A 25,148-nucleotide genomic window follows, 5' to 3' on the forward strand; every position below is an offset into this window, starting at 1 on the left:
CCCCCCCCCCCCCCCCCCCCCCCCCCCCCCCCCCCCCCCCCCCCCCCCCCCCCCCCCCCCCCCCCCCCCCCCCCCGGCTCCTACAGAGGGCTGCGGTGTATTCGTGAATGTTTTTTTATGAAGGATCTTGAACCATGGATTTGACCCCACGGGAAAAAGACAAGCTGCTGATCTTCACCGCCGGCCTCGTCGCCGAACGCCGCCTCGCGCGGGGTGTGAAGCTCAACTACCCGGAAACCATCGCCTACATCTCCGCCGCCTTGATGGAAGGCGCCCGCGACGGTCGCACCGTGGCTGACCTGATGCACTTTGGCACCACCTTGCTGACCCGCGAGCAAGTGATGGAAGGCATCCCGGAAATGATCCCGGACATCCAGGTGGAAGCCACCTTTCCCGACGGCACCAAGCTGGTCACCGTCCACCAGCCGATCGCCTGAGGTGCGAGCATGATTCGTGATGCAACCGAGCAGGACCTGGCGCAGATCCGCGACATCTACAACGACGCGGTGCTCAACACCACCGCGATCTGGAACGAGCAACCGGTGGACCTCGCCAACCGCCAGGCGTGGTTCACCGCGCGCCAGGCCCAGGCTTACCCGATTCTGGTCGCCATCGAAAACGATGAAGTGACTGGCTACGCGTCGTTTGGCGACTGGCGCCCGTTTGAAGGTTTCCGCTACAGCGTCGAACACTCGGTGTACGTGCGCAACGACCAGCGCGGCAAGGGCCTCGGCCCGCGCCTGATGGAAGCCCTGATCGAACGCGCCAGGGCTTGCGGCAAACACGTGATGGTCGCCGCCATCGAAAGCGGCAACCAGGCCTCGATCCGCCTGCACGAGCGCCAGGGTTTTATCACCACCGGACAAATGCCCCAAGTGGGCATCAAGTTCGGCCGCTGGCTGGACCTGACCTTCATGCAACTGACCTTGAACCCGGGCGCACAACCGCCCAAGGAGTGACGTCGATGAGTGCTGCGCAACTGCGTCGAGTCAATGCTGAAAGTTTTGCCCACTACCGCCTGGGCTTGATTGAGCTGTTGCTGGACGCGGTAAAGCATGGCGCCTCGGTGGGTTTCATGGCCGACATTGATGAGGCCCAGGCCCGCGATTACTTCACCGGCGTGCACACCCAACTGCAAGACGCCAGCCTGCTGCTGTGGGTGGTGGTGCGCGATGAACAAGTGATCGCCAGCGTGCAGTTGGCGCTGTGCCAGAAAGCCAACGGATTGAACCGCGCCGAAGTGCAAAAACTGATGGTGCACAGCCTGGCGCGCCGCCATGGCCTGGGCCAGCAATTGATGAACACACTGGAACTTGCCGCGCGCCAGCACAAGCGCGGCTTGCTGTACCTGGACACCGAAGCCGGCTCGCCGGCCGAAGCCTTCTACCAGTCGCTGCGCTACACCAAACTCGGTGAGTTGCCCGACTACTGCCAAAGCCCGGACGGGCGTTCACACCCAACCGCAATCTACTTCAAGACCTTGGGGCAACCTTCATGATTCCTGGTGAATACCTGATCCAGCCTGGCGAGATCGAGCTCAATGCGGGCCGCCGCACTCTCAGCCTGAGCGTGGCCAACAGTGGCGACCGACCGATCCAGGTGGGCTCGCATTATCATTTTTTCGAGACCAACGACGCGCTGACGTTTGATCGTGCGGCCAGCCGCGGCATGCGCCTGAACATTCCTGCGGGGACGGCGGTGCGGTTTGAGCCGGGGCAGAGCCGGGAGGTGGAGTTGGTCGATTTGAGCGGTGGGCGCCGGGTGTTCGGGTTTGCCGGCCGAGTCATGGGCGACCTGTAGGGCCCTATCGCCGGCAAGCCGGCTCCTAAATGTGTGTGGGCTCCCTGGGGGAAGCCGGTTTGCCGGCGAAAGCGAGCCCGCGAGCGTTCTCACATTCACTTGAATTCCAAGGCAAGCCCATGAAAATTTCAAAACAAGCCTACGCCGACATGTACGGCCCCACCGTCGGTGACAAGGTCCGCCTGGCCGACACCGAGCTGTTCGTCGAAGTGGAAAAAGACTTCACGATCTACGGCGAAGAAGTGAAATTCGGCGGCGGCAAAGTCATCCGCGACGGCCAGGGCCAGAGCCAGTTGCTCGCCCATGAAGTGGTCGACACGCTGATCACCAACGCACTGATCATCGACCACTGGGGCATCGTCAAGGCCGACGTCGGCCTCAAGAACGGCCGCATCCACGCCATCGGCAAAGCCGGCAACCCGGATGTGCAGCCCGGCGTGACCATCGCCATCGGCGCCAGCACCGAAGTGATTGCCGGCGAAGGCATGATCCTCACCGCCGGCGGCATCGACACCCACGTGCACTTCATCTGCCCGCAGCAGATCGAAGAGGCGCTGACCAGCGGCGTGACCACCATGATCGGCGGTGGCACCGGCCCGGCCACGGGCACCAACGCCACCACTTGCACCTCCGGCCCATGGCACCTGGCGCGCATGCTCCAGGCCAGCGATTCGTTCCCCATGAACATCGGTTTCACCGGCAAGGGCAACGCCAGTTTGTCGGAACCGTTGATCGAGCAGGTCAAGGCCGGCGCAATCGGTTTGAAGCTGCACGAAGACTGGGGCACTACGCCCGCCAGCATCGACAACTGCCTGAGCGTCGCCGACGAATACGACGTGCAGGTGGCGATCCACAGTGACACCCTCAACGAGTCGGGTTTCGTCGAAACCACCTTGGCCGCCCTCAAGGGCCGCACTATCCACACCTACCACACCGAAGGGGCCGGTGGCGGTCACGCGCCGGACATCATCAAGGCTTGCGGCTTCCCCAACGTGCTGCCCAGTTCCACCAACCCGACGCGGCCGTTCACCCGCAACACCATCGACGAACACCTGGACATGCTGATGGTCTGCCATCACCTGGACCCGAGCATTGCCGAGGACGTGGCCTTCGCCGAAAGCCGCATCCGCCGCGAAACCATTGCCGCCGAAGACATCCTGCACGACCTCGGCGCGTTCTCGATGATCAGCTCCGACAGCCAGGCCATGGGCCGCGTCGGCGAGGTGATCACCCGCACCTGGCAGACCGCCGACAAGATGAAGAAACAGCGCGGCCCGCTGCCTGGCGACGGCCCTGGCAACGACAACTTCCGCGCCAAACGCTACATCGCCAAGTACACCATCAACCCGGCGATCACCCATGGGGTGAGTCATATCGTGGGGTCCATCGAGGTGGGCAAATGGGCCGACCTGGTGCTGTGGCGCCCGGCGTTCTTCGGCATCAAGCCGACCCTGATTCTCAAGGGCGGCGCGATTGCCTCCAGCCTGATGGGCGACATCAACGGCTCCATCCCCACGCCGCAACCGGTGCACTACCGCCCGATGTTCGCCAGCTTCGGCAGTTCGCTGCACGCCACCAGCCTGACCTTTATCAGCCAGGCAGCGCAGGCGGCAGGCGTGCCGCAAGCCCTGGGTTTGAAGAAGCAGATCGCGGTGGTCAAGGGTTGCCGCGAAGTGCAGAAAACCGACTTGATCCACAACGACTACCTGCCGGAGATCGAGGTTGACCCGCAGACCTATCAGGTCAAGGCCGATGGCGTATTGCTGTGGTGCGAACCGGCGGAGGTGCTGCCGATGGCCCAGCGGTATTTCCTGTTCTAAGACGCACGGCCCATGATCCGGTCGGTCAAGGTACGCAGGACGTTTTTGCGCTCATCGCCCAGGCGTGCCATCTCGGCATAGTATTCGTCGTCGCTCATCACCTGGCCCGGACTGACCTGCGACGCCGACTTACCCAACACCTGCGCCGACGCATCGATAATCTTGCGCAGTTCATCCTTGCGCTCTGCGGATATCGAGTCATCGTCGAGCCATTCCTGCTGGGCGGTATACAGGTTGATCAAGGCTTCGCTCTTCGCGCTGACCGGTGCGAAGTCTGCCGCGAAGGTTGTTTGCACGTAATCAGCCCAGAACGGCTGCTCGATGATGCCATCGCGCAACAGGTCGCCGCTCTCCAGCTCGCGGACACGGGTGTAGGCCTGCTCGATCATGGCAGGGGTGACATCAGGCTCGTTGTAAAACATGGCCGACTGCCAGGGCAGGTCCAGGCGATCCGCCAGGCGCGTGACGTATGCCAGGTGAATTTCCACCTCGTCAATGCTGGCAACCGGGTTGCCTTCGGCGTCGGAGCTCTGGATCAAGCCGTCGTCGCTGTCGTACTCAGGGAAGTGACGGCCGTTAGCCAGCAACTCGGCTACCCGCGCATGGGCGATGCGCCCCAGCTCGTCGAGGCGCGCCTTGCCTTTGGCGAGGTCCAGCAGTTCAAGGCGCATCAGTCCCGGGTCGGTTAGCCCCAGTGCTTCATGCAGCAACACCTCGACCCCCATGGCATTGAACAGCTGCGCGCCCGCATCCACACAGGTGGTGGGCGCCAGCGCCATCTCGAACAAACGCTCGCGCAACGCACTGTCGCGCGCCATGGCCTCAAGCATGCGCCAGACCTTGGCTGTCAAGTCGTCCCTGTAGGCCTCGCTGCGCTCGCTCAAGTGCTCGCTCAGTTTGCGAAGCTCATCAAAAAACGGCTCGCTGCCTGGCGCCTCTTCAAGGTCATCCCACACCGGTTGTTTGTTCATCCAGTTCTGCTGGGGCATGCCGCTCATCCAGTGCGCGCTGTCCTGGGTGCCCCTGGGTGGGAACCGGCGGTTTGGGTCCATGCCCACAGACTCCGTATATAGGTTGAGGGTTTCGGATACCTCAGGTGAGAGATAAGCACGTGTCACGACACTTCGGGCAATGATCCTTGCACGTTCGGAGCCGGGCGCCACGTTGGGGATTGCATTGAGGTGGTTACCGCTCAAACCCAGCAAAAAGTCCCGCGGCCGCGGCGCGCCAAACAGCCCTGGCGGCCATTCCTGCAGGCCACATCCGGCCAGGTACAGCCATTTGAGCTGAGGCATGCGGCTGATATCCACCGAGCGCCCCAGCGGGTTGCCCTCCAATGCCACCCAAATGAGCCGGTGCATCCCGCGAATGTGCGAGGCGGTCTGTTCGGTCAATACGATCCGGTTATCGGAGAGGTCCAGCCCTTCCAACCGAGGCATGCCTGCGCACACGTCCGGCAACCGTGTCAGGTTATTACCCTCCAGGTTCAGAATGCGCAGCGCGCGGAATGATGAAAGAAAGCCATTGCTCTGGTCGGTCAACCCGCACCCCGGCAGATGCAAGCTCGAAACATGATCGAAGTTGCCCGGTAACGCCGGCAAGGTGGCCAGCTGCGCGCCCACACGTCTGTTTTCCAGGCGAATACGCTGGCCCCGATAGTTGTCGTGGGTATCCACGTCCCACTCACAGCTTTTTTGCCAGGCGCTTCGAATCACATCACGGATCTGGCGACGAACCCTCAGGTTCGGCACGTCTCTTGGCCCGGTTGCCAACCAGCGATTGAGGGCGTTGTCCAGTTGCTCAAACTCGTTCTCAAGGGCGCGAAGCCAAGCGTCATCCGTAGCAGGCTGATCCCGCAGGAATTCAGTGAGTTGCAGGTCGTTGATGGTGGGGTAAAGCATGCGTACACGCTCCCGAACGGTCACCGGGCGCCCCGCCCCCCGTCCGCTGAGCGGATAGCCCAAGCGGTTATCCGTCAGGCGCCGTGGCTGCCGCCAGGCGGGTTTTCGCTCGGGCTGCATGCGCAGCACCTGACGCAATTGATCACGATTCAACGCTTTGTCGATAACCAACCCTTCCAGTTGCTCCCCCTGACCCACATGGGGCAGACCGATCGCCTTGCGGTGGCTGTCGGGCAGCGCGCGTTGCAGCGCACCGTATAAGCCATTGATGCCATGCAGCTCCTGGCCCTGCTCATCGAAGGGCTGGTAGCGCCCATCGCCCATCCGTACCAGCACCTTACGGCTGTCAGCGCCAGTGGGGCCAAACTCGGCACGCAGCGTTCCACTGAATGAAGCGTCGCGCACTTCCAGGCGTAGAGCGTTATGCCAGCCCGGCAATTTCTCCAAGGTATTGAGTACCAGCGCTTCGGTATCGGCGTTGGCCAGGTCGCGCAGGTAAAGGCCTTCGTAGGCATGCGCCAGGCGCACACGGGCCTGGAGTTTGCGCGCCGCCTCCGCCAGCCGCAGGGGAATGCGATTGCGGCTATTGACCATCGCCAATTCGTCGGCAGACGCACTGTCCAACAGTTCCTGCACCATCAAGGTTGGCAAATGCTTAAAGTCTCGCTGCATGAGGCGCACCGCCGGATTACCCGCAGGCAGTCGCTCGCTATAGATACTCTGAAACAGTCTTGCGCGATTTTTTATCCCATGGGTACTCAAGCGCTGGGCCAGTAACAGAGCACGCTGGGGTTTTGTGGCAGGCAGGTGCTGGCCCAGGATCTGCTGGAGTTGCTCTGAGGTCAGGCTGTCGACGATACGAGCAGGCAGTTGGCCCTGAATCAACTCACTGCGCCGGATACGCACCACGTCATCAGCTGGCGTCGCGACGCCATAACGCAGGGGGGCGCCTTCTACATCGCCCTGCACCTCAATGGCCTTGCCCGCCGGCCAGCCAGGCAGCTCAACACTCAGCGCGGCGCCAAACCCGCACAGCTCATCGGATGGGGTGCCGGCGTGTATCTGCTGGCTGACTTTGATGGCGTCGCCATAGGCGCGAAACCGGTGTGCGGTATCGAGCAGTACGGCAGGTGTCGGCTCGCCCTCGGTGTGCATGCGGCGCAATTGTGACTCTTCGACACCGCTGACCTGGCGAATCTGTTCCAGCTCGCTGTCGGTAAAGCCATCCGTGACCGGACCCAGGCGCCGCATCAACTGTGTACCGCTCCAGGTCTGGGGCCAATCGGCTTCGTGTAACCAGGCGCCCTGACCGTTATGCCTCACGCGCGGCTGGTAGGCATCGGGACGGCTCGGATGGCTGATGCGATAAGCGCCGCTGTCCGGGTCCGCTTCGACGCGGTAGTAACGATCCTGAATCGTCAGGGTCGTGGCGTCGTTGTCGACATACAGGCCGTGGGCATCTGGTTGGGTTTGCGGCTTCCCATTCACCGACTCATAGGCTGTAAGGTCCGGGTTCCAGAGACGTTGCTCGCCTGAGGCCAATGTCACACGTTTCAAATGATCGACCGCGCCGCTTAGCTGGATGTGCGGCAATACGCTGGCGCCAGCGGCGATGAACGCCGTATTGAGTGCCACCGACGAGAAATGTGCCCACATGCCCTCGAGATCGCCTTGCTCATAGGCATGCACCCCTTCGAAAACATCCGACATCATCTGCGCAGCCCCCACCGTCAGCATGATGGGACCAAGCCCGGGCACTACGAAGGCTGCCAGGTTAAGCACGTTCACTACGGCCTCCAGGTAGCTGTCCAGCCGCGCCATACGTGCAACCTGGTCTTCTACCCCGGTCGGCACAGCCACCGCGGCGGCATCGGCAAACTGCTTGCGCACATAGGCCTGGCGCACGCGTTCCCACAGTGCTCCGGTGATCGCGACTTCGTTCATGGGCAGGCGCGGCAGGTGCCCTCTGAGCGGATAGTCCTGGTTGGTTTTTTTCTCACCGGCGGGCTGATACAGCGTATCGAAACGCTGGAAAAACAGACCCTGCTCGCGGGCAGGGATATATCGGCTGAAAAAGCGTCGATAACTGGCGCTGTGCAAACGTGCTCGCAGGTCCGCCATGAACTCGCCGCTGTTGGCGTATTCCTTGAGCGGTTGTTGCGGGTCATCGGGCAGGTAGACCACCAGACGTTCGCTCGTACCACTGTCCAGGCGCTCCGGTCCGATCAGCAGAGGCCCGACCAGCACACTGTCAAACACTTGCAGGGCGGCGGAGCTCACAGGCTTGTTCGCGCCCCACGTACCTGGCTGCCCGGCGAGTATCCTGGCCAGCATTGGGTAAGCCGACACACTGATGGCGCCCTGCATGTGGGCCACCTCCAGGCACAGCCCGAACTGTTCGCACAGGAACTGTTCAAGCTGCTGTTCAAGCCTGGTTTTTTCCGAGGTATTTTCCGGCTGCACGACAGCTTTTATATGCGCCTGGTAGAGCGCCCCAAGATCCAGTGTGCGGCACAGCTTGGCAAAGGCGTGAGGCGTGATGGGCACGGCGTACTCGGCCAGCACGGCAAACGAGGGGATGACATCACCGTCGAAGTCGCCCCAGTGGGTGATGATCTGGCAATCATCACAGGAAATAGGCTCTTCTTCCTGCGGCGTGAAATTGGCCAGGGCCGCCTCCAGCAACGTTACCCCTCGATAGCGGTAATCGAGGGCGGAATCACGGCTAACGTCAAACACAAAAAAGCCATACAGGTCATCTCGCTTCTGGAAGCCGTATTTGCGCGCAAAATACACATTGCGCACATCCAGATCGAGGTTGAATTGTTGCTTGATGGCCGCCTTGAGCCTGGGCTCGGCGAATGCCGCAATGGCTTCGATGCGGCCAAACCAGGCATCGACCTCGTTGAGCCGCTCCTGGAACCGGGTCTGCCCGCCCGCCAGCGCCTGCCTGGCGACAGCAGGCGCCGTGGAATACCACGCGGGCAAGCTCAATGGGTGATCGGCCAAAGCCCGCTGGCGATCAGGTGCAGCCTGCATGAACCAGCGGGGTATGCGCGACTTGAGAAAGTCGTAGTGAACACCTCGAGGGTCAACGTTTAACGTTCCTTCGGGAGAGGAAACGGGCACAGGGTTTTCTGACATGGGGGACTCCGCTTGACTGAAAAAACCAGCCTATCGGATGCCCCCCGCAGTCAAAGCCTAGATAGTTATTGTTGTGCCTCAGGCAATGTCTCTGGAAGGGCCGGGCTGGGCAGACTGCTCGGCGACTTCCCGACGTGACAGGGCGATCAGTTTTTCATTGCGCGCCGTGGACAACTCGATATCCAGCATGGTCGCGGCTTCGGCGTATTGCTGGTCGATCTGCGGATGGGCGATTTCCAACGCCTCACGCTTTTGCGATTTGACGCGTTCCAGTTCAGCGAACTCGGCGGGGTACTTTTCCTCAAGATAAGCAGCCCAGTAATCGACGTTAATCAAGTACTCATAAAACGCCTCGGAGCTTTCCGCCGCACGCACGGCCTCCAGCGCCCGGCTCTGCGCCGCGCCGCGCAGGGGCCTGCCGAACCTCATGTATGTCGGCTGCCCTGGCAAGTCCAGCGCATCACGCAGGCCGATACGATACTCCAGGCGCACTTCGGCCGCGTCCATGCCCGGGCTGGCTTCCTGGTTGGCCAAGGCTTCAACCTTGTCGAGGCGGAATAACTGACGCGCCAACTTCAACAGGGCCGGGCCTTTCTGATCCAAGCGCGTGGGGTCGATGCGTTGTAAGGCATCATGCTCGAAAACCTTGATCTCCAGGTTGCTGAAGGTGAGCATGCGCCCGTCAACGCAGGTGCCGTGGGTGCTGGACATGGCAAACACGGTGCCGCGCAACTCGGCATCATCGTTGACGGCGTCCATCACCCTCCAGACCCGGTGAGTCAGATCGGCACGCGCCAGTCGGTACTCCTCGGTGTCTTGCAAGCGTTCGAGCAGGTGGAAGAAGGCCGCATTACCCGGTTCGCTCAGCAATTGCGCCCACCGTTCACGACGCAGATTCTGCTCATCGACCGGCACGCTACCCAACCAACCACCCACCTGTTCGTCCACCGGCGGCGGTTCGGGCAGTTCCTCATCGGATTCCACTGTCTCGCCGTCACTTTGCGGGTTGTCGTCCAACAACTCTTCGATCTCACGACGGCTCAGTCCTAGAGCCACGGAACGCTCCGTATCAGCAGCGTACCCCTGTAAGCGCTCCAGGCTGTCGCGTGACAATTCAATGTTGTCGGACAGGTCGACGCCCTCCATCAATTGATCATGAGTTCCGTCGAGGGCCTCGGCGGGTATGGACTCGATGTTGTTGTTGCGCAGGTCCAGGGTACGCAGGGCGCTCGACTGCAACACTGCGTCGGGCCAGTCCTCCAAGCGGTTGCTGCTGATATGCAGGGTTTGCAGGCGTGGCAGACCGTCGACGCTGAAAACGTCCAGCTGATTCTGGCTCACGTCCAGCCACTGCAGGTTGGGGTATCGCGCCAGGGTGGCACACAACCCGTCACCCTCGGCGAGCAGGTTCCCCGCCAGCTCCAGGCGTTCCAGGTGCGCCATGCCTGCAATCCCACGGGGCAGTTCGCTCAACGCATTGTTATTGAGCACTAGCGTGCGAACATGGGGAAACGCTTCGAAGAAACCTTCGGAGCCAGTCTCGGAAAGCAACACACCCGCGGCGTTCAAGGTTTCAATGTGCTCGAATGCGTCGGGAAGCCGGGGCAGATCGCCCAATTGCAAGCCTTCCAGTTCAAGGCTTCGTAGCGGTTCGACAGCGCGCACGCGCAGTCCCTCGCGCCAGGCGTCAACGATCCGCAGAGCCGCCTGCCGGCGGATCTGGGCGCTCACCGTCCACGTTGAACCACGGGCTTCACGGGTGAACAGCCAGCCATTGAGCTGGCGCACCAGTGCCTCGAACTGGCCACTCCACCCATCGAGCCGGGTATGCAACTGTTGCTCGCTCACCCCTTCGTCGGCCATCCGTGTGGCCCAGCGCTGCAGCTCGTCAGCCTGAAGCTCAGGCCATAGGCGCAACACGCGTTGCTGCGGCGGGCTGTTCGCCGCTTCCGGAGCGGGCAAGGGCAATAAGTGATGGGTCAACGAACGGCCGGTTTCCTGAGGTGGAAACCGCTCGGGAACGGGCTTCAGGCCAAAACGCTCCAGGGTGCCTGCCGACAGCCCCTGGTTCAGTTCCACCCGCTGCATGGCCGCAGCCCAGTGCGAGCTGGCCGCCTCGGTCAGCGGTGTGCCAAGCAGGTTGGTGCTCAGGACGGCCGCGTCATCAGCCAGCACCCCCTGCGGCACTTGGGTGATGTAGCTGCCGCGCAAATCTAGCCATTCCAGTGCAGGCAAATTCTCCCAACCCAATGGCCAAGCCGACAGGCTGGTGTGACTCAACCCCAGCGTACGCAGGTGGACCATCGCGCCGACATCCAGGCCTTCAAGCGGATTGTGGCTCAGGTCCAGATGTTCCAGCCTCGCCCAATCACCTGTACCCAAGGGCAGGTCGGCGAGGCTGCAATCCCCCAGGTTCAGAGCGCGCAGGCCGCTGAAACCACTCACAAAACCCGGCAGCGTCTGCGCGGGCAAACGGGCACCTTTGAAGTTCAGCGATTGCACATGCTCGAAACCCTGTTGAGGCATCGGGGGAAACTCGCTGATTCGCACGCGGGGCAACTCCAAGTCTGCCGAATACTGCAGCGCGCCATAGCGCTTGAGCAAACCCTGGTACCAACTGCGTTTGAGACCGCCTGCCATGTTATTGCGCTGTATGACTTCCATGGATACGCCGTTGGTAACCCAGGCTTCCAGGGGTTGCACCAAAAGATCGTGCTGCGCCGTCAACGCCTCAATAGCCGACCAGCGCGCCGGGGCATCGGGCCAAAGCTGGAGGAACAGCGGCTGCAACTCTCCGACCTGGCCAGGCGCCGGCGGGAAATAAGCACCACTGCTGTCCAGTCGGGCCAGGCGCTGCAACTGACCCTTGCAATAGCCACTGACCATTTCTTCCTGGTCCAGCAGATGCATAGGCTGACTGCGGACATAGTCATAGGCTTGGCGGAAGTCTTCCCGCGCAAAGCATGACCAGTCCAGGGACAAGCCTGACCACAGGCGCTCGTGCCCCGGTTCGTATAGACGCGCTGGCAAACGGCTGATGGCGGTACCTTTGAGGTCCAGACGCTCCAGCAGCGGCAGGTCCAGAACCCCGGTGGGCAGTCCTGCCTGATAGCTTCGGCTTATCTTCAAATCGCGCAGTTGCTGCATCTGGCTGACATCCAATACATGCCCAGGGGGCACGGCGCCATCCAAGTGCAGCTCAGTCAGCCCGGTGAGCGTTGAGAACCGTGCAGTTTGCTCGGCGTCGAAGGCGAAGTTCGAAGCGATATGCAGCCGTGACACCTGCGGCACCCTGGCAAGCGCCGCAGGCACGGTGCGCAACTGCGGGTGGGTGACGATGACTGTCAGCTTCTGCACCTCAGCGAAATACCCGAGCACCTGCTCGATATTGGTGTCGCTGACGCCGCGTCCACCGATACTCAGGCTGCGCACGTGGGAAAAGTCCGCATCCAGGGACGGTAGTGGCTCGTCCAGGAACAGATTCAGGTCCCCAAAGCGTGGCAATTCCGCCAGGGGCGACGCCCTCCAGCAGTCTTTGATGGCCTGTGCCGCTTGCCGTCGCCCATTCCTTTCGGCAAACACTTCACCACGCGGCTGAGGCGCCTGTTCAGCCACCCACTGATCAAGGACTCCCTCAAGGTTTTGCCACTCGCGCAGGCGATTGCCAAGCAGATTGAAAATTTGCTGCTCGCTGTCACCGGCCACCATCCGCTGAAAGATAAAACCATTGACCTGACCGTCGGTGAGTTGCGGGTAAACGTCACGCACCCGGCTTCCCAGCAGAGGTGCGTGCAATTGGCCACCGCCACTGGCGGGGTAACCGATCAACTGTGCAGAAATGCGTTGCGGTGGCTTGAACCAGCGGTTTTTCCTCGTACCGCCGTCGACAATGGCTCGGGATTCGGGCCGCTGGCGTACCGCCTGGTCAATGATTGCCCGACGCAATTGCGCGCTCTGCGCCACCTGTGGAACACCGAGGGCCTGGCGTGAACCATCGGGCAACGCGTGCATGATCGATGCGTAAAAGTTGTCACCCTGGCGCGGCAGGCTGTTGAGTGCCTCGCCACGCTCGTTGAATGCCTGGAACATCGGGCCACTCTTGACCACATATTTGCGCTGGGTAGCGGAGTCGCTGCCGATAGCCTCCAGCAAACGGCCACCAATGTGCTCCTCACGCAGCTCCAGACGCACAGCGTCGGACCAACCCGGCAGCCTGGCGAGGGTGTGCAGGGCCAAGCGTTTGCTGGCGGCTGAGGCCAGATTTTCCATATGTAAACCGGCAATGGCATGCCCCAGCTGATTCTGCTGCACGTACCAGCGTGCCTGCTCTTGCAGGCGCAGCGGTACGCGACCGGTAGCACGCAGGTCAGCCAGTTGCTGCGCGTCAGCGTCGGCCAGCACCGCCTCGGCACCTGACTCGCCAAGCCCTGGATACAACCGCTGCAGCTTTGTCACCAGCGGGTCTTTGCTGGCATTGCCCCGACAAAGACTTTCAAACAACGCCGGCTGACGGGTGCGCGCATGGTCGACGATCTGCTTTCTGAATTCCTGGACTCGATTTTCCCTCACCCGGGCCGGCTCGCCGCCCAACAGTTGGGTGACTTCGGATTCATCCAGCGCTGCCAGGATCCGATCCGGCAATTGGCTGCCCAGCACGTCCGCACGGGTGATGCGGATGGGCGGTTTATACGGCGCTCCCGGATAGAGCCGCTCAGCGCCATACGTGATCGACGCCCCTGACAGTTGCGGCCCGTCGAACACTTGCAGCACACGGCCCAGGGGCCAGCGCGGCATCTCGGTCACCAGGGGCAACACGTAGAGGTAATGCTCGTCCACGGCCTGGCCGGTCTCGACCTGTTCGATCACCCGCGTCACCCCCTGATCCGCTTCGAACAGGCGCAGGGTGTCTGCAAGGGCCGCTGGCGGCGGCGCGTTGTCCAGGTGCATCTTGCGCAATTGCGCATCACCGATACCGCTGATGTCGGCGATGCTTAACAATTGCTCGTCGTTAAAAGCCTCAGTGACGTGCCCCATGCGCCGTAACAAAGTGAGACGGTCCCAGGTTTGCGGACGCTCAAGTGTGTGTCGCCAGGCACCGGCACGGTTGTGACTGAGAGGCGGCGCATACGCGCGGCCATCGGTAGGGTGCTGGATACGCCAGCGCTGCGCCGCTTCGTCAAAGGTTTGTTCATAGACTTTGCCGGCCTGGCGAATATAGGTTTTGCCGTTGACCTGGAATTGCCCCAAGGCATTGGGCCGGGCGCCTTCAGGCAGCGTGACGGGGCTTTCATAAGCGCTGAGGTCGGGCCTCCATAACCGCGCTTTACCGTCTGCCGACACCACGGGTTCCAGCGCTTCGATCACAGGCTCTGGCTTGACCGCCGCCAGCTTGGCAAGGCCCTTGCCCGCCCCCGCCATGACCGCAAGCAGGGCGATATTTTCTGCTACATCGAGTAAGTGTGCCTTGGCGGCCCTGCGGTTGTCTTCGCCCCACTCAATGGCGCCGTCGAAGGTTTCGTACAGCAACTGGCCCGCCATCACCACCATCATCGCTTCGCCCAGCACGGGCACTAGCATCGCCACCGCATTGAACACCAGCATGCCGATATTGAGCAGGCGAGCGAACTTCTCCGAACGCACCCGGGCATCCACATCGGCCGTCGGAACAGCATGGCTGCGCGCGTCAGCGATCAGTTGTTCGCGATGACGGTCGAACAGGTAACCCCATAGATCGATGTTTTCCGGCCACATACCGTGACCGGGGCGCGACCGGGCGGCGGGGGCCAGATAGGGATCGTCATTGGGCACTTGAGGGGTTGCCCGCATGGGTGGAGCCCCCTTGATCTCGGTGAACAGCCTGAACGGGTTGGTGCCCTCGCTTATTTGCTTAAGCAAGGCGGCAAAGGGCGCCAGCACGTCATCAATGACCGTACCTGACGCGTCCTGGGTGAACTGGCTGAAGTAATCCGGCCGGTCGGCATAGGCAACGAACTGGCTGAAAAAACGCTGGTAAACGCTGGGACGGCCATTCCCAGGCTCGGGTACGTCACGCGTGGTAAAGCGCTGTTTGAACCGTGTCTGCAGGCTGGTCCAAGTGTGGCGTTTGAGCGGCGCGAAGGGGTCGTTGGGAATGTAGAGAATCAGCTCGTCGCTGTAGCGGTATTTCTCGCAGATAACAAACACGATGCAGCCGGTCATGCGGTGGTTCATCAACGCGAGGTCGCGAAACCAGACCGGCTTACCGCCAATCCGGGGGGCGACCTCACCGTCGATGACGGATCGAATCATGCGGTAGTCGGCCTGCTCAATGTCTTTGTTCAGCAGCGCCAACTGAGCGGCGGCACCCAGGGCTCCTTTTTGTGCGTTCGTGAAGGTCGAGCGCAGCGTTGCCAGCGCCTGGGCATCGTCCGGATAGAAAAACGCTTTCAGGTACGCCTGATATTTCGCGCCAATATCCAACGAGCGGCACAGCCCAATGAACTGCGCCACGCTTAATGGGGTGTTGATAGCAGCCTGCCCGCCTTGTGAGTCCTGGCCGATAAACCCGGAGGTATGATGGAAAGCGTCCGATTCGGCTTCGGCGGCTTCGAAGTTATGCAGTGCCGCTTGCAGCAGAGGAAGGCGCAGTGCCTCAAAGCTGGAAATCTCAATGTTGAATACGCCGAGCGCCACCGGTTTGACCAGCCGCAGCAGCGTCTTGTGCACATCCAGCTGCACGTTGAACTGGTCTTGCAGTGCCTTGACCAGTAAGGGCTCGGCGAAGCTGTCGATGTCTTGCAGGGTCGCCACGGCCTGATCCAGTTGGGTCTGGGCAGTGAAACTGGCGACGGCGGCATCATTGAGCGCCTGACGTTGCGCGGGGGAGGCTTGGCGATACCAGTCGGGAACGGACGCTGGACTTTGCTTGAGCGCCTCACGTCGTTGCGGCGTGGCCTGGGTGACCCAGCCGGGCAGGGATTGTTCGATCAGCGGAGCATGCAGGCTGAGGGACGCGGGGGGGAGTTCTGGGGTAACGGGCATGGTGCCTCTCCTGTGAAATAGAGAGTCAGCACACCATGCCCGCGAGAGCGCTCAGCGGTAGTTAGTTACCGAGCCGTGTGATCAAAAGTTTTCCCGAGGGTTGAACGCAGCCTTTTTCGCCAGTTCCTGCCACAGCGCAATGGTCTCGTCATCGGCCTGCTTGGGCATGACCGCCTTGAGTTGCACGTAGAGGAAACCACGCTCCCCGGCCTTGTTCAGCAAACCATGGCCCTTGGCACGCATGCGCTGGCCGTTCTGGCTGCCGGCAGGCACCTTGAGGTTGATCTTGCCGGTCAGGGTCGGCACCGCCACTTCGGCGCCCAGCGCCAGCTCCCACGGCGCCAGCGGCAGGGTGATCACCAGGTTTTCGCCTTCGACGTCGAACTTCGAATGCGGCGCAAACTTGATGATCAGGTACAGGTCGCCATTGGCGCCGCCACCAATACCTGGCGCGCCCTGTGCCTTGAGGCGGATGCGCTCACCGTCGGCCACGCCGGCGGGGATCTTCACGTTCAGGCTCTTGGTGGTGTTGGTCACATGCCGGCCCGAGGCGTCGTACTGCGGCACCTGGAAGCTGATCTGCTTGGACTCGGCTGACAACGTCTCCTCAAGGGACACGGTCAGTTGCATCTCCACGTCCTGGCCCTTGCGCCCGGCCGGGCGACGTTGGCCGCCACCAAAGCCGTCGCCACGGGAGCCGAAGATCGAACTGAAGAAGTCCGAGAAGTCCTCTCCGCCGCCACCGCCGCCAAAACCGCCACGGCTCTGCCAGCCCGGCGGCCCCTGGAACGGCTGGCCATGCTGGCCGTATTTGCGCAGCTCGTCGTACTCGGCGCGCTTGTCGGCGCTCTTGAGCGCTTCGTAGGCTTCGGACGCGTCCTTGAACTTGGCTTCGGCGTCTTTTTCCTTGCTCACATCCGGGTGGTATTTGCGCGCGAGCTTGCGGTACGCGGCCTTGATTTCCTTGTCGTCAGCCGTCGGCTCGACACCCAGAATCTTGTAGTAGTCTTTGAAATCCATCGGCGGTTCACCATCCTTAATCGAGATCGCACAGCCCGGGGCACAACGTGCGCTGCATTGCACCTGTTGAGTGATGTGGCCTGGGGGTGCGTCAAAGTGTTATCGGCGCTTGCCGTATGTACCCGATGTGGGGGCGAATCGTGCAGTTTCAAGCGTGATTTAACGGATGGTCGGCCTACGCATCCGCCTTCGACTGGCATACACTGCGCGGCCGTTTTTCAACCGGAACCTGATTGTCATGGAAAACCCATCCCCAGCCCGTGCCTGCGGTATCGACTTTGGCACGTCCAACTCCACCGTCGGCTGGATCCGCCCCGGCATGGAAACACTCCTGGCGCTGGAGGACGACAAGATCACCTTGCCGTCGGTGGTGTTCTTCAACTTCGAAGAGCGCCGCCCGGTGTACGGTCGCCTGGCACTGCACGAGTACCTGGAAAACTACGAAGGCCGCTTGATGCGCTCGCTCAAGAGCCTGCTGGGTTCCAAGCTGATCAAGCACGACACCAGCGTACTGGGCACAGCGATGCCATTTACCGACCTGCTGGCGCTGTTTATCGGCCAACTCAAGAGCCGTGCCGAAGCCACCGCCGGCCGCGAGTTCGAAGAAGTGGTGCTGGGCCGCCCGGTGTTTTTCGTCGATGACGACCCGCTGGCCGACCAGGAAGCCGAGAACACCCTGGTGGACGTGGCGCGCAAGATCGGTTTCAAGGACATCTCGTTCCAGTACGAACCGATCGCGGCCGCATTCGACTACGAGTCCACCATCGAGAAAGAAGAGCTGGTACTGATCGTCGACATCGGCGGTGGTACGTCGGACTTCTCCCTGGTGCGCCTGTCGCCGGACCGTCGCCACAACGACAACCGCCACGACGACATCCTCGCCACCGGCGGTGTGCACATCGGCGGGACCGACTTCGACAAGCAGCTCTCGCTCAACGGCATGATGCCGCTGTTCGGCTACGGCAGCCGCATGAAGAGTGGCGCCTACATGCCCACCAGCCACCACATGAACCTGGCCACCTGGCACACCATCAACTCGGTGTACTCGCAGAAATCCCAGCTGGCCCTGGGCAGCATGCGCTACGACATCGAAGACACCGGTGGCATCGACCGCCTGTTCAAGTTGATCGAACAGCGCGCCGGGCACTGGCTGGCGATGGAAGTGGAAGAGACCAAGATCCAGCTGACCCACGAAGAAAACCGCCACGTGGCGTTGGACCGTATCGAAGCGGGCTTGAGCGTGAACTTGAGCCGGGCGTTGTTCGAATCCTCCATCGACGGCCTGCTGGAGCGCGTGCGTGGCAGCGTGACGCAATTGCTCAACGACGCTTCGGTGAGCGTGGCGCAGGTGGACACGGTGTTCTTTACCGGCGGCTCCAGCGGGATCCCGGCGCTGCGCCACAGCATCTCGGCGATGCTGCCGAATGCGCGGCATGTGGAAGGCAATATCTTTGGCAGTATCGGCAGTGGTCTGGCGATTGAGGCCAGTAAGCGGTACGGCTACTGAGGCTTCGCGCCAGTGAAATCGCGATCGCCGGCAAGCCGGCTCCTACAAGGGTTTGCGTAAACCTGTAGGAGCCGGCTTGCCGGCGATGGCGGTAGTCCAGCCTCAGACCTTCCCCTCAAAGTAGATGGCCCAAAGCCCAACCAACGTCAGGCACCACATGACCACGCCCGGCACGATCACCAAGTAGTTCCACAGCGTGAAACGGTCGTTGCTCAAGCCTTCTGGATCATCTGCCGCGAAATTGATCAGGCCTTGGGCTTGCTGGAGGATATAGGCACACAGCGGCACCGCCAGAATCGTCAGGGGCTCGTAGGCCTCCCAGCGATCGATCCGCCTCGCGGCCGCTCCGAAAAACCTGGAACCTAAGGTGACCACCACGAACACGGTCGCCCATTGTTCGAAGTCAAAATCGAATTTGCGACCGCTGCGGGCCACGCGATCATCGGCCCGTCGATATAACTGATGCATGAAGAAAAAAAAGAAAATGGCCCGGGCCAGCGGCCAGATATCCACCTGGTGGAAGTCCTTGTACAGGCGCCAGTTTTTATACGACCAGATATAGGTGTACAGCCCAAAACTGAGCAGGCTGAGAATCAGCAGCTTCTTTTTGGAGATGACGTAAAACTCAGGCGATGCCTTTACCCTATCGCTCAACTGCGCCGTTGGCGGCGCGTAGATGTTGTCGCTCACTGTCTACTTCCCTCTAAGTCCCTTTAAAGTCCACGAAGCAAAAGCGCTTCCGTTATCGCGTCAAACCATCCCGCCGAGCTTCAGCTCGCTCTTGAGATACGCATAATAAATCGGCCCCGCCACTACGCCAGGCAGGCCGAATGCCGCCTCGAATACCAGCATCGCCAGCAGCAATTCCCACGATTTGGCACTGATCTGCCCGCCCACGATGCGCGCGTTGAGGAAGTACTCGATCTTGTGGATCACGATCAAATAGCCCAACGCCGCCACCGCCACCCAGATCGACAGCGACAGCGCGACGATGGTGATCAGTGTGTTGGACATCAGGTTGCCGATCACCGGCAGCAGGCCGAGCAGGAAGGTCAGTACGATCAGGGTTTTGGTCAGCGGCAGGTGGATTCCGCACAACGGCAGCACCACCGCGAGGAAGATCGCGGTGAAGGCGGTGTTCAGCGCGGCGATCTTGATCTGGGCGAAGACAATGTTGCGAAAGGCCTGGACCAGCAGGTGCAGGCGGTCGAACAGTGCGGCGGCCAGGGGTTTGCGCTTGGTCAGGTCGGGCACGCGCTGCAGGGCGATGATCGCGCCGAGCACCATGCCGATCAGCAGGGTGACGAACATGTGGGCGGCATCTTTGCCCACCAGTTGCAGCTCGCTCAGGTGCTTGCTCAACCAATCGCCGATGGCCACGCGGAACTCGGCAGCGCTGGCCGGCAGGTAGGCGTCGAGGAACGGCGGCAGCTGGCCGCGCGCGCGGTCGACCACGCCCATGAATTTGTCGAGGGAGGCCCCGGGGTTTTCCGCTTCGTGGAGCAAGAAGCTGATGGCGCCGGCAAAGATCAGGGTCAGCACGCTGACGATCAAGGTGCCGAGCAAGGCCACCGCCAGCCAACGCGCACGCCGGCCTTCGATCAGCCGTTGCAGTTGGGGGGTGAGCATATTGACCAGTTCAAAAACCAGCAGGCCGGCCAGCAGGCTGGGCAGCAACTTGAGCGGCAGTACCAGCAGCAGTCCGCCGAAAATGATGATGTAGCTGGCCAGCAATATCACGTGACGCTGAGAAAACGTTGGCATACAGCCTCAAAACGAACGGCTTTAAAGGATTGGCAGTCTGCCAGCCTTGAAGGAATCAAGCGAGTGGGTTGGTTGCGAATGCGATCAAGTGTGGGAGCTGGCTTGCCTGCGATGCAGGCAACTCGGTGCCTCAGTCAGACCGAGGCGAGGCTATCGCAGGCAAGCCAGCTCCCACATTGAACGCCAGCGCCTGGGCAAATTTAATCAGCCTTTTAGACACGTACTCATAAATGTCTTGCGCGCATCGCCAGTCAGCGCCTTGGTTTTCGCCGACGCATTGCAGTCTTTCATCTTCTGCTGTTGCGGCGTCAGGGTCTTGGCGTCGTTGGCGGCCGGGGTTGCCTTCAGGCAGGTGCTCATGAAGGCTTTGCGCTCATCGCCTTTCAAGGCCTTGGTGGTGGCGTCGGCGTTGCAGGTGGTCATCTTATTTTGCTGGGCGGTCGCGGCAAAACCCTGGGAACACAGCAGCAGGCCCATCATCAACAGCGGAATACGCAGCATCTTCATGGAGTTTTCTCCCTGTTACCGCACCGAAGGGGCGCGGCCTACCCAGCAGTGTAGTCAAAGCCTGTTACATCTTCAGCGGGCGCGGATATTCGACCGACGGTACTGCTCGGGGGTGCAACCGGCGTGGCGCTGGAACATCGCAATAAACGCCGACGCGGTGCTGTAGCCCAGGTCAAACGCCACATGCTGCACGCTGCGTTCGCTGCCCAGCGCGTCAATCGCTGCCAGGTAACGCAGGCGCTGGCGCCACTCGCCAAAACTCATGCCCACCTCCCGCACAAATTGCCGGGCCAGGGTGCGCTCGCTCACGTGCACCTGCTCGGCCCATTGCGCCAGGGGGCGGTTGTCACCCGGATCGGCCTGCATGCCCTCCAGCACACCCAAGACTCCAGGGTGGCGGGCGTAGGGCAGGAAGCAATCGTGGACCGGCGCCTGCTTGAGCTGGTCCACCAGCACCTGGGCCAGGCGAATATCAGCCTCGGTCCGCGGGATGTTGACGTCGCGCCGGGCAAAGTCACTGAGGATGGCCTTGAGGATCTCACTGACGGCCAGGGTGCAGGGCACCTGTGGCAGGTGCTCGCACAGCTCCGGCGCCAGGCCCACGGAGCGGTAGACAATCGCCTGGGCGTTGTAGGAGCTGTGTTCGGTATCCGGCGGGATCCACACGGCGTACTGCGGCGGCGACATAAACCGGCTGCCCGCCACCTCCATGCGCATCACGCCGCTGGCCGAATAGTCCAGCGAACCCCAGAAATGCCGGTGCGGCGTGCACTCGGTGTCGGGGGCAAACTCGGAATAACGGAAGTAGACCGGACTCGGCAGGCTGGGGAAATCCGCGAGGCGGACGGTGTGTCTGGGCATGTTGTCTGGATACAGAGGTCGGTTGGCTGGTTCGCAGTATAGGCTGCGATCCAGACAAGGGATAATCCTGCCTCACCAACCTATCTGGTTTCTTTCGATGCAATACGCGTATCCCCTGCTGGCCATCTTTATCTGGGCCGGCAACACCGTGGTCAACAAACTCGCCGTGGGCTCGATTTTCCCCGCCGAGATCGGCTTTTACCGCTGGCTGCTGGCGGCGCTGCTGTTCACGCCGTTCATGCTCAAGCCGGTGATCGCCAACTGGGCGCAGATCCGCCCGAACCTGGGCAAGATTTTCATCCTCGGCGTACTCGGCATGGCGGTGTACCAAAGCCTGGCGTACTACGCGGCGACGGTCACCACGGCGACCAACATGGGCATCATCCTGTCGCTGATGCCGTTGATGGCGCTGACGGCCGCGATCATCAGCCTCGGCCAGCGCCTCACCTTTGGCGCGCTGACCGGTGCCGTGCTGTCCTTCGCCGGCGTGGTGGTGGTGGTCTCGGCCGGTAGCCTGGGCGCGCTGTTGCAACACGGGGTCAACCTGGGGGACGCGATGATGTTGGTCGCCACCCTGGCCTACGCGGTCTACAGCACCTTGCTGAAAAAGTGGCACCTGCGCCTGCCGCCCCTGGTGCTGCTGTACTTGCAGATCCTGGTGGCCGTGGTGGTGTTGTTTCCGCTGTTCCTGTTCTCGACAAAAGCGGGCCTGGGCTGGGCGAACATCCCGCTGGTGCTGTACGCCTGCTTGCTCGCCTCGATGTTGGCGCCGCTGGCGTGGATGCACTCGGTGAAGACGCTCGGGCCGAGCCGTACCACGCTGTTTTTCAACCTGCTGCCGCTGATCACCGCGTTGATTGCGGCGGTGGTGTTGAAGGAGCAATTGGCGATGTATCACTTGGTCGGCGGTTTGCTGACCTTGGGTGGGGTGATTTTGTCGGAGCGTTGGACGACGCCGGTGCGCCGCGAGGTTGGTGTTGCCTGATCCGGCGCTATCGCCGGCAAGCCGGCTCCTACATTTGGAATGCGTTCCCCTGTAGGAGCCGGCTTGCCGGCGATGAACGATAACGCGGTCTCTCGACTAAACCCCCGCGGCTTTCAACCGCTGTGCATGCTCGACAAACAACCGAATCGGCTCAGCCCCCTTCCCAACCAAGCCCATCGATTGGTTAACGATGTCGAAGTGGTCCAGCGCGTAGTCGTCGCCAATCACCAACCCCAAGTGTGAGCTGTAGCGTCCCACCATGCCATCGCACTGGCCCTTTTCCCGCACAAAGCTTCGGGCAAACAAGCGGCAGCTGCGGTTCGTGCCGTCCAGCAGGTTGCGCCCGCGATCGGTCTTGCCCGGCTGCAAGGTGCCAGACCACGAGTAGTAGCGAACGCCATTGACCTCTTCTGCGCCCTGCCCGCCCCAGGTCTGCGGCAAACCTTGTGGGTACTGGCGGTTGAACAGCGCCACACCCGCGCTGGTCAGGGACAGGTGGGAGGCGTGCAAGTCGGCCTTGAAACGCGGCCCCCGATAACCGGTTTCCAACAGGCTCATCACCCCGGCCACCAAGTGAAACAGCGCACTCATGAGGCGCCCTTTCACGCTGTCGGCGGGGTAATGGGTGTGGATATGGTCTGCCAGTTCCGACCCATGGTTGGGCCCCGCCACCGAGGTGACCGACGCCACCCATTCCGGGCGCTTGGCCGCCGCGTAACGGGCGGTGAGCGAGCCCTGGCTGTGGCCAATCAGGTTGACCTTGTCGGCACCGGTTTCGCGGCGGATCCGCTCGATCTGCACCAGCAATTGCTCGCCACGCACCTCACTGGAATCCAGCGGCGCCACCTGCACCGGGAAGACCTGTGCGCCACCGTTGCGCAGCGCAGGGACGATGCCATACCAGTAGGGAAACCACCCCAGGCGCACGAACCCCAGCATGCCGGGCACCAGCACTAGGGGATAACGCGTGGCAAGGGAGTGCGGCATGGCACAGGGGTCCTGATAGGGAAGGCGATGAACCCATCCTAGACCAGCGTTTCATAAATCGACATGACCACCCGGTGACAGACTCATGACACCTTAAAAGCGCCCGGCGAAATCGTGCAATTGGCGCTCGGCTTCGTCGTAGGAGCGCTTGAATACACTTTTGTCCGACTCTTCACCCTCGGCGGCAATCACGCTGATATCGTCGATACCGATATAGCCCAACGCCGTGCGCAGGTGCGGGTCGGCATGGTTCATCCACTCGAACTCGCCACCCGGGCCGAACCCGCTGCCACCGCGACTGGTGATGATCAGCGCCTTTTTACCCTTCAACAGCCCTTCATACTGGGCGATACCGTTGCTGTCCTGGGTGATGTTGAAGGTCAGGCCCATGCGCACGATCTGATCGATCCAGGCCTTGAGGCCACTGGGCACGCCGAAGTTGTAGAGGGGCATCGAAATCACCAGCAGTTCGTGCTCGATCAACTCGCCCACCAGTTCGTCACTCAACTGCAGGTCGGCCTTCATTACCTTCGGCAACGCCTGCGGTTCGGGATAGAAATTGGCCGCCACGAAGGCCTCTGTCACATGGGGGATAAACGCCCGGCCGACTTCGCGACGGGTCACTTGTGCACCCGGGTTGCCAGCCTGCCAGGCATCGAGAAACGACTCGGCCAAGCGTCGGGAGTGGGAACGTTCGCCACGCGGGCTGGCGTGAATTACTAGCATTTTTTTCATCTGTATCACCTTCACGAGTTAGACTCTGGCGACCTGACTGGCCACCGCTCTTGCTCGCAAATCTAGTGATGAGCGCACGGCCCGACAAATGAGCAATAGTTAATCCGGATGAGTTTATTTCATCCATGGAGCCCCGATGTTTGCCTCACTGCCCCTCACCGCTCTGCGCACTTTTGAATCGGCAGCGCGACTATTGAGCTTCAAGGCGGCCGCCCTGGAGCTGTCGGTGACGCCCACGGCGGTGTCCCACCAGATTCGCAGCCTGGAAACCTGGCTGGGCGTGCCGTTGTTCGAGCGCCTGCCACGCCAGGTACGCCTTACCGAGGGCGGTGAGCGGCTGTTTCGCAGCGCGCACGGCGCCTTGCTGGACGTCGCCCATAGCCTCGACACGTTGCGCCCGCAACGCAGCGCCGGGCAGCTCACCGTCTCCACCACTCCGGCGTTTGCCGCGTTGTGGCTGGTACCCCGGCTGGGGCGTTTTTATGCTGCCCACCCCGACATCAGCCTGCGCCTGGACACCCAGTGCGACGTGGTCGACCTGCAACAGGACGCCAGCGTCGACCTGGTAATTCGCTACAGCCTAGGCGACTACCCGCACCTGTACGGCGAGTGCCTGTTCGATGAGCGCTTTGCGGTGTACGGCGCCCCCGAACAGGTCGCACGGGCGAGCAGCCAGGTGCCGACGCTGATCAGCGTGCGCTGGCACAACTCTGAGCTGTACGCCTTGGGCTGGCAGGCTTGGTGTGAGAAATCAGGCGAGACATGGCTGGCTCACACGGCCTTGCTGCGCGAATACGACGAGGAGCATTACGCGTTGCAGGCGGCCATTGCCGGCCAGGGGTTGGTGCTGGCGAGCAACATCCTGGTGTCGGAGAGTGTTGCCACCGGTTTGCTGGCGCCCTACAAGCCGCAGGTCCACGTCGACGGCGCCGGCTACAGCGCCCTGTGCGTGCCGGGGCGTGAGCGTCATCCGCCGGTGCGTGCGTTTTTCCAGTGGGTGCAGGCGGAGGCAAAGCTGTCCGGCCATGCCCTTTGAAATCCGATAAAACTTTTTGCTTCAGCCAACACTCACAACTTGGAGCGATCACGCCAACAGA

17 protein-coding genes are annotated in these 25,148 nt (G+C 61.7%); 8 read left to right on the forward strand and 9 right to left on the reverse strand.

Translation table 11 applies throughout. From position 1 onward, the window contains the following. Positions 1-134 precede the first annotated feature (134 nt). From AC07OV_RS17100 to ureC, 5 genes are all read left to right on the forward strand, one after another. A complete protein-coding gene (locus AC07OV_RS17100) occupies positions 135-437 on the forward strand; it encodes an urease subunit gamma (RefSeq protein ID WP_069075162.1) in 303 nt (100 codons plus the stop codon). 9 nt (positions 438-446) lie between these two features. Then, entirely contained in the window at positions 447-959 is a 513-nt protein-coding gene (locus tag AC07OV_RS17105; protein WP_494997874.1) for a GNAT family N-acetyltransferase, read from the forward strand. A 5-nt stretch (positions 960-964) separates the two neighbouring features. After that, positions 965-1,498 (forward strand): GNAT family N-acetyltransferase, encoded by a 534-nt coding sequence (locus tag AC07OV_RS17110; protein ID WP_176997081.1) that lies wholly within the window; start codon positions 965-967, stop codon positions 1,496-1,498. After that, entirely contained in the window at positions 1,495-1,800 is a 306-nt protein-coding gene (locus AC07OV_RS17115; RefSeq protein ID WP_495092634.1) for an urease subunit beta, read from the forward strand. Before AC07OV_RS17110 ends, AC07OV_RS17115 begins: the two co-directional genes overlap by 4 nt. A gap of 119 nt (positions 1,801-1,919) precedes the next feature. After that, positions 1,920-3,620: an urease subunit alpha gene (gene ureC / locus AC07OV_RS17120; RefSeq protein WP_495092635.1), complete on the forward strand. Its 1,701-nt coding sequence runs from the start codon at positions 1,920-1,922 to the stop codon at positions 3,618-3,620. On the opposite strand, the gene AC07OV_RS17125 is transcribed toward ureC, so the two are convergent. From AC07OV_RS17125 to AC07OV_RS17135, 3 genes are all read right to left on the reverse strand, one after another. Beyond that, positions 3,617-8,560 carry a dermonecrotic toxin domain-containing protein gene (locus AC07OV_RS17125; protein ID WP_495092636.1) on the reverse strand — a complete coding sequence of 1,648 codons (4,944 nt, stop codon included), beginning with the start codon at positions 8,558-8,560 and terminating at the stop codon, positions 3,617-3,619. The two genes, ureC and AC07OV_RS17125, sit on opposite strands and share 4 nt — an antisense overlap. A 183-nt stretch (positions 8,561-8,743) precedes the next feature. Continuing rightward, positions 8,744-15,685 carry an NEL-type E3 ubiquitin ligase domain-containing protein gene (locus AC07OV_RS17130; RefSeq protein WP_495092637.1) on the reverse strand — a complete coding sequence of 2,314 codons (6,942 nt, stop codon included), beginning with the start codon at positions 15,683-15,685 and terminating at the stop codon, positions 8,744-8,746. A gap of 81 nt (positions 15,686-15,766) precedes the next feature. Then, on the reverse strand, positions 15,767-16,705 hold the full coding sequence (locus AC07OV_RS17135) for a DnaJ C-terminal domain-containing protein (RefSeq protein WP_176997086.1): 939 nt from the start codon (positions 16,703-16,705) through the stop codon (positions 15,767-15,769). Positions 16,706-16,943: 238 nt separating this feature from the next. Between AC07OV_RS17135 and AC07OV_RS17140 the strand changes: the two genes are divergently transcribed. After that, positions 16,944-18,212: an Hsp70 family protein gene (locus AC07OV_RS17140; RefSeq protein ID WP_494997879.1), complete on the forward strand. Its 1,269-nt coding sequence runs from the start codon at positions 16,944-16,946 to the stop codon at positions 18,210-18,212. A gap of 102 nt (positions 18,213-18,314) precedes the next feature. On the opposite strand, the gene AC07OV_RS17145 is transcribed toward AC07OV_RS17140, so the two are convergent. The 4 genes from AC07OV_RS17145 to AC07OV_RS17160 all read right to left on the reverse strand — a co-directional run bounded on the left by AC07OV_RS17145 (position 18,315) and on the right by AC07OV_RS17160 (position 21,344). Continuing rightward, the gene (locus tag AC07OV_RS17145; protein ID WP_494997880.1) at positions 18,315-18,902 is read right to left on the reverse strand and encodes a hypothetical protein; all 588 of its coding nucleotides are present in this window, start codon (positions 18,900-18,902) and stop codon (positions 18,315-18,317) included. Between the two features lie 60 nt (positions 18,903-18,962). Further along, a complete protein-coding gene (locus AC07OV_RS17150; protein ID WP_176997089.1) occupies positions 18,963-19,976 on the reverse strand; it encodes an AI-2E family transporter in 1,014 nt (337 codons plus the stop codon). Positions 19,977-20,180: 204 nt separating this feature from the next. Beyond that, positions 20,181-20,483, reverse strand: coding sequence for a PsiF family protein (locus AC07OV_RS17155; RefSeq protein WP_494997881.1), 303 nt, complete (start codon positions 20,481-20,483; stop codon positions 20,181-20,183). A gap of 72 nt (positions 20,484-20,555) precedes the next feature. Further along, positions 20,556-21,344: an AraC family transcriptional regulator gene (locus tag AC07OV_RS17160; RefSeq protein WP_494997882.1), complete on the reverse strand. Its 789-nt coding sequence runs from the start codon at positions 21,342-21,344 to the stop codon at positions 20,556-20,558. A gap of 97 nt (positions 21,345-21,441) precedes the next feature. Between AC07OV_RS17160 and AC07OV_RS17165 the strand changes: the two genes are divergently transcribed. Continuing rightward, entirely contained in the window at positions 21,442-22,329 is an 888-nt protein-coding gene (locus tag AC07OV_RS17165) for a DMT family transporter (protein ID WP_176997092.1), read from the forward strand. Between the two features lie 96 nt (positions 22,330-22,425). Here the strand turns inward: AC07OV_RS17165 and AC07OV_RS17170 are convergent, their stop codons facing one another. After that, a complete protein-coding gene (locus AC07OV_RS17170) occupies positions 22,426-23,316 on the reverse strand; it encodes an esterase/lipase family protein (RefSeq protein WP_495092638.1) in 891 nt (296 codons plus the stop codon). Positions 23,317-23,409: 93 nt separating this feature from the next. Next, positions 23,410-24,051, reverse strand: coding sequence for an FMN-dependent NADH-azoreductase (locus tag AC07OV_RS17175; protein ID WP_494997884.1), 642 nt, complete (start codon positions 24,049-24,051; stop codon positions 23,410-23,412). A 136-nt stretch (positions 24,052-24,187) separates the two neighbouring features. On the opposite strand from AC07OV_RS17175, the gene AC07OV_RS17180 reads away from it, so the two are divergent. Continuing rightward, the gene (locus tag AC07OV_RS17180) at positions 24,188-25,087 is read left to right on the forward strand and encodes a LysR substrate-binding domain-containing protein (protein WP_495092639.1); all 900 of its coding nucleotides are present in this window, start codon (positions 24,188-24,190) and stop codon (positions 25,085-25,087) included. The last annotated feature ends 61 nt before the right edge of the window (positions 25,088-25,148 follow it).

The sequence above is a fragment of the Pseudomonas sp. GW821-FHT09A09 genome, assembly GCF_059418405.1.

Excerpts from the sequence above, each read along its gene's own strand:
- AC07OV_RS17100 (WP_069075162.1), top strand. The coding sequence starts at position 135 with ATGGATTTGACCCCACGGGAAAAAGACAAGCTGCTGATCTTCACCGCC.
- AC07OV_RS17105 (WP_494997874.1), top strand. The coding sequence starts at position 447 with ATGATTCGTGATGCAACCGAGCAGGACCTGGCGCAGATCCGCGACATC.
- AC07OV_RS17110 (WP_176997081.1), top strand. The coding sequence starts at position 965 with ATGAGTGCTGCGCAACTGCGTCGAGTCAATGCTGAAAGTTTTGCCCAC.
- AC07OV_RS17115 (WP_495092634.1), top strand. The coding sequence starts at position 1,495 with ATGATTCCTGGTGAATACCTGATCCAGCCTGGCGAGATCGAGCTCAAT.
- ureC (WP_495092635.1), top strand. The coding sequence starts at position 1,920 with ATGAAAATTTCAAAACAAGCCTACGCCGACATGTACGGCCCCACCGTC.
- AC07OV_RS17125 (WP_495092636.1), bottom strand. The coding sequence starts at position 8,560 with ATGCAGGCTGCACCTGATCGCCAGCGGGCTTTGGCCGATCACCCATTG.
- AC07OV_RS17130 (WP_495092637.1), bottom strand. The coding sequence starts at position 15,685 with ATGCCCGTTACCCCAGAACTCCCCCCCGCGTCCCTCAGCCTGCATGCT.
- AC07OV_RS17135 (WP_176997086.1), bottom strand. The coding sequence starts at position 16,705 with ATGGATTTCAAAGACTACTACAAGATTCTGGGTGTCGAGCCGACGGCT.
- AC07OV_RS17140 (WP_494997879.1), top strand. The coding sequence starts at position 16,944 with ATGGAAAACCCATCCCCAGCCCGTGCCTGCGGTATCGACTTTGGCACG.
- AC07OV_RS17150 (WP_176997089.1), bottom strand. The coding sequence starts at position 19,976 with ATGCCAACGTTTTCTCAGCGTCACGTGATATTGCTGGCCAGCTACATC.
- AC07OV_RS17155 (WP_494997881.1), bottom strand. The coding sequence starts at position 20,483 with ATGAAGATGCTGCGTATTCCGCTGTTGATGATGGGCCTGCTGCTGTGT.
- AC07OV_RS17160 (WP_494997882.1), bottom strand. The coding sequence starts at position 21,344 with ATGCCCAGACACACCGTCCGCCTCGCGGATTTCCCCAGCCTGCCGAGT.
- AC07OV_RS17165 (WP_176997092.1), top strand. The coding sequence starts at position 21,442 with ATGCAATACGCGTATCCCCTGCTGGCCATCTTTATCTGGGCCGGCAAC.
- AC07OV_RS17170 (WP_495092638.1), bottom strand. The coding sequence starts at position 23,316 with ATGCCGCACTCCCTTGCCACGCGTTATCCCCTAGTGCTGGTGCCCGGC.
- AC07OV_RS17175 (WP_494997884.1), bottom strand. The coding sequence starts at position 24,051 with ATGAAAAAAATGCTAGTAATTCACGCCAGCCCGCGTGGCGAACGTTCC.
- AC07OV_RS17180 (WP_495092639.1), top strand. The coding sequence starts at position 24,188 with ATGTTTGCCTCACTGCCCCTCACCGCTCTGCGCACTTTTGAATCGGCA.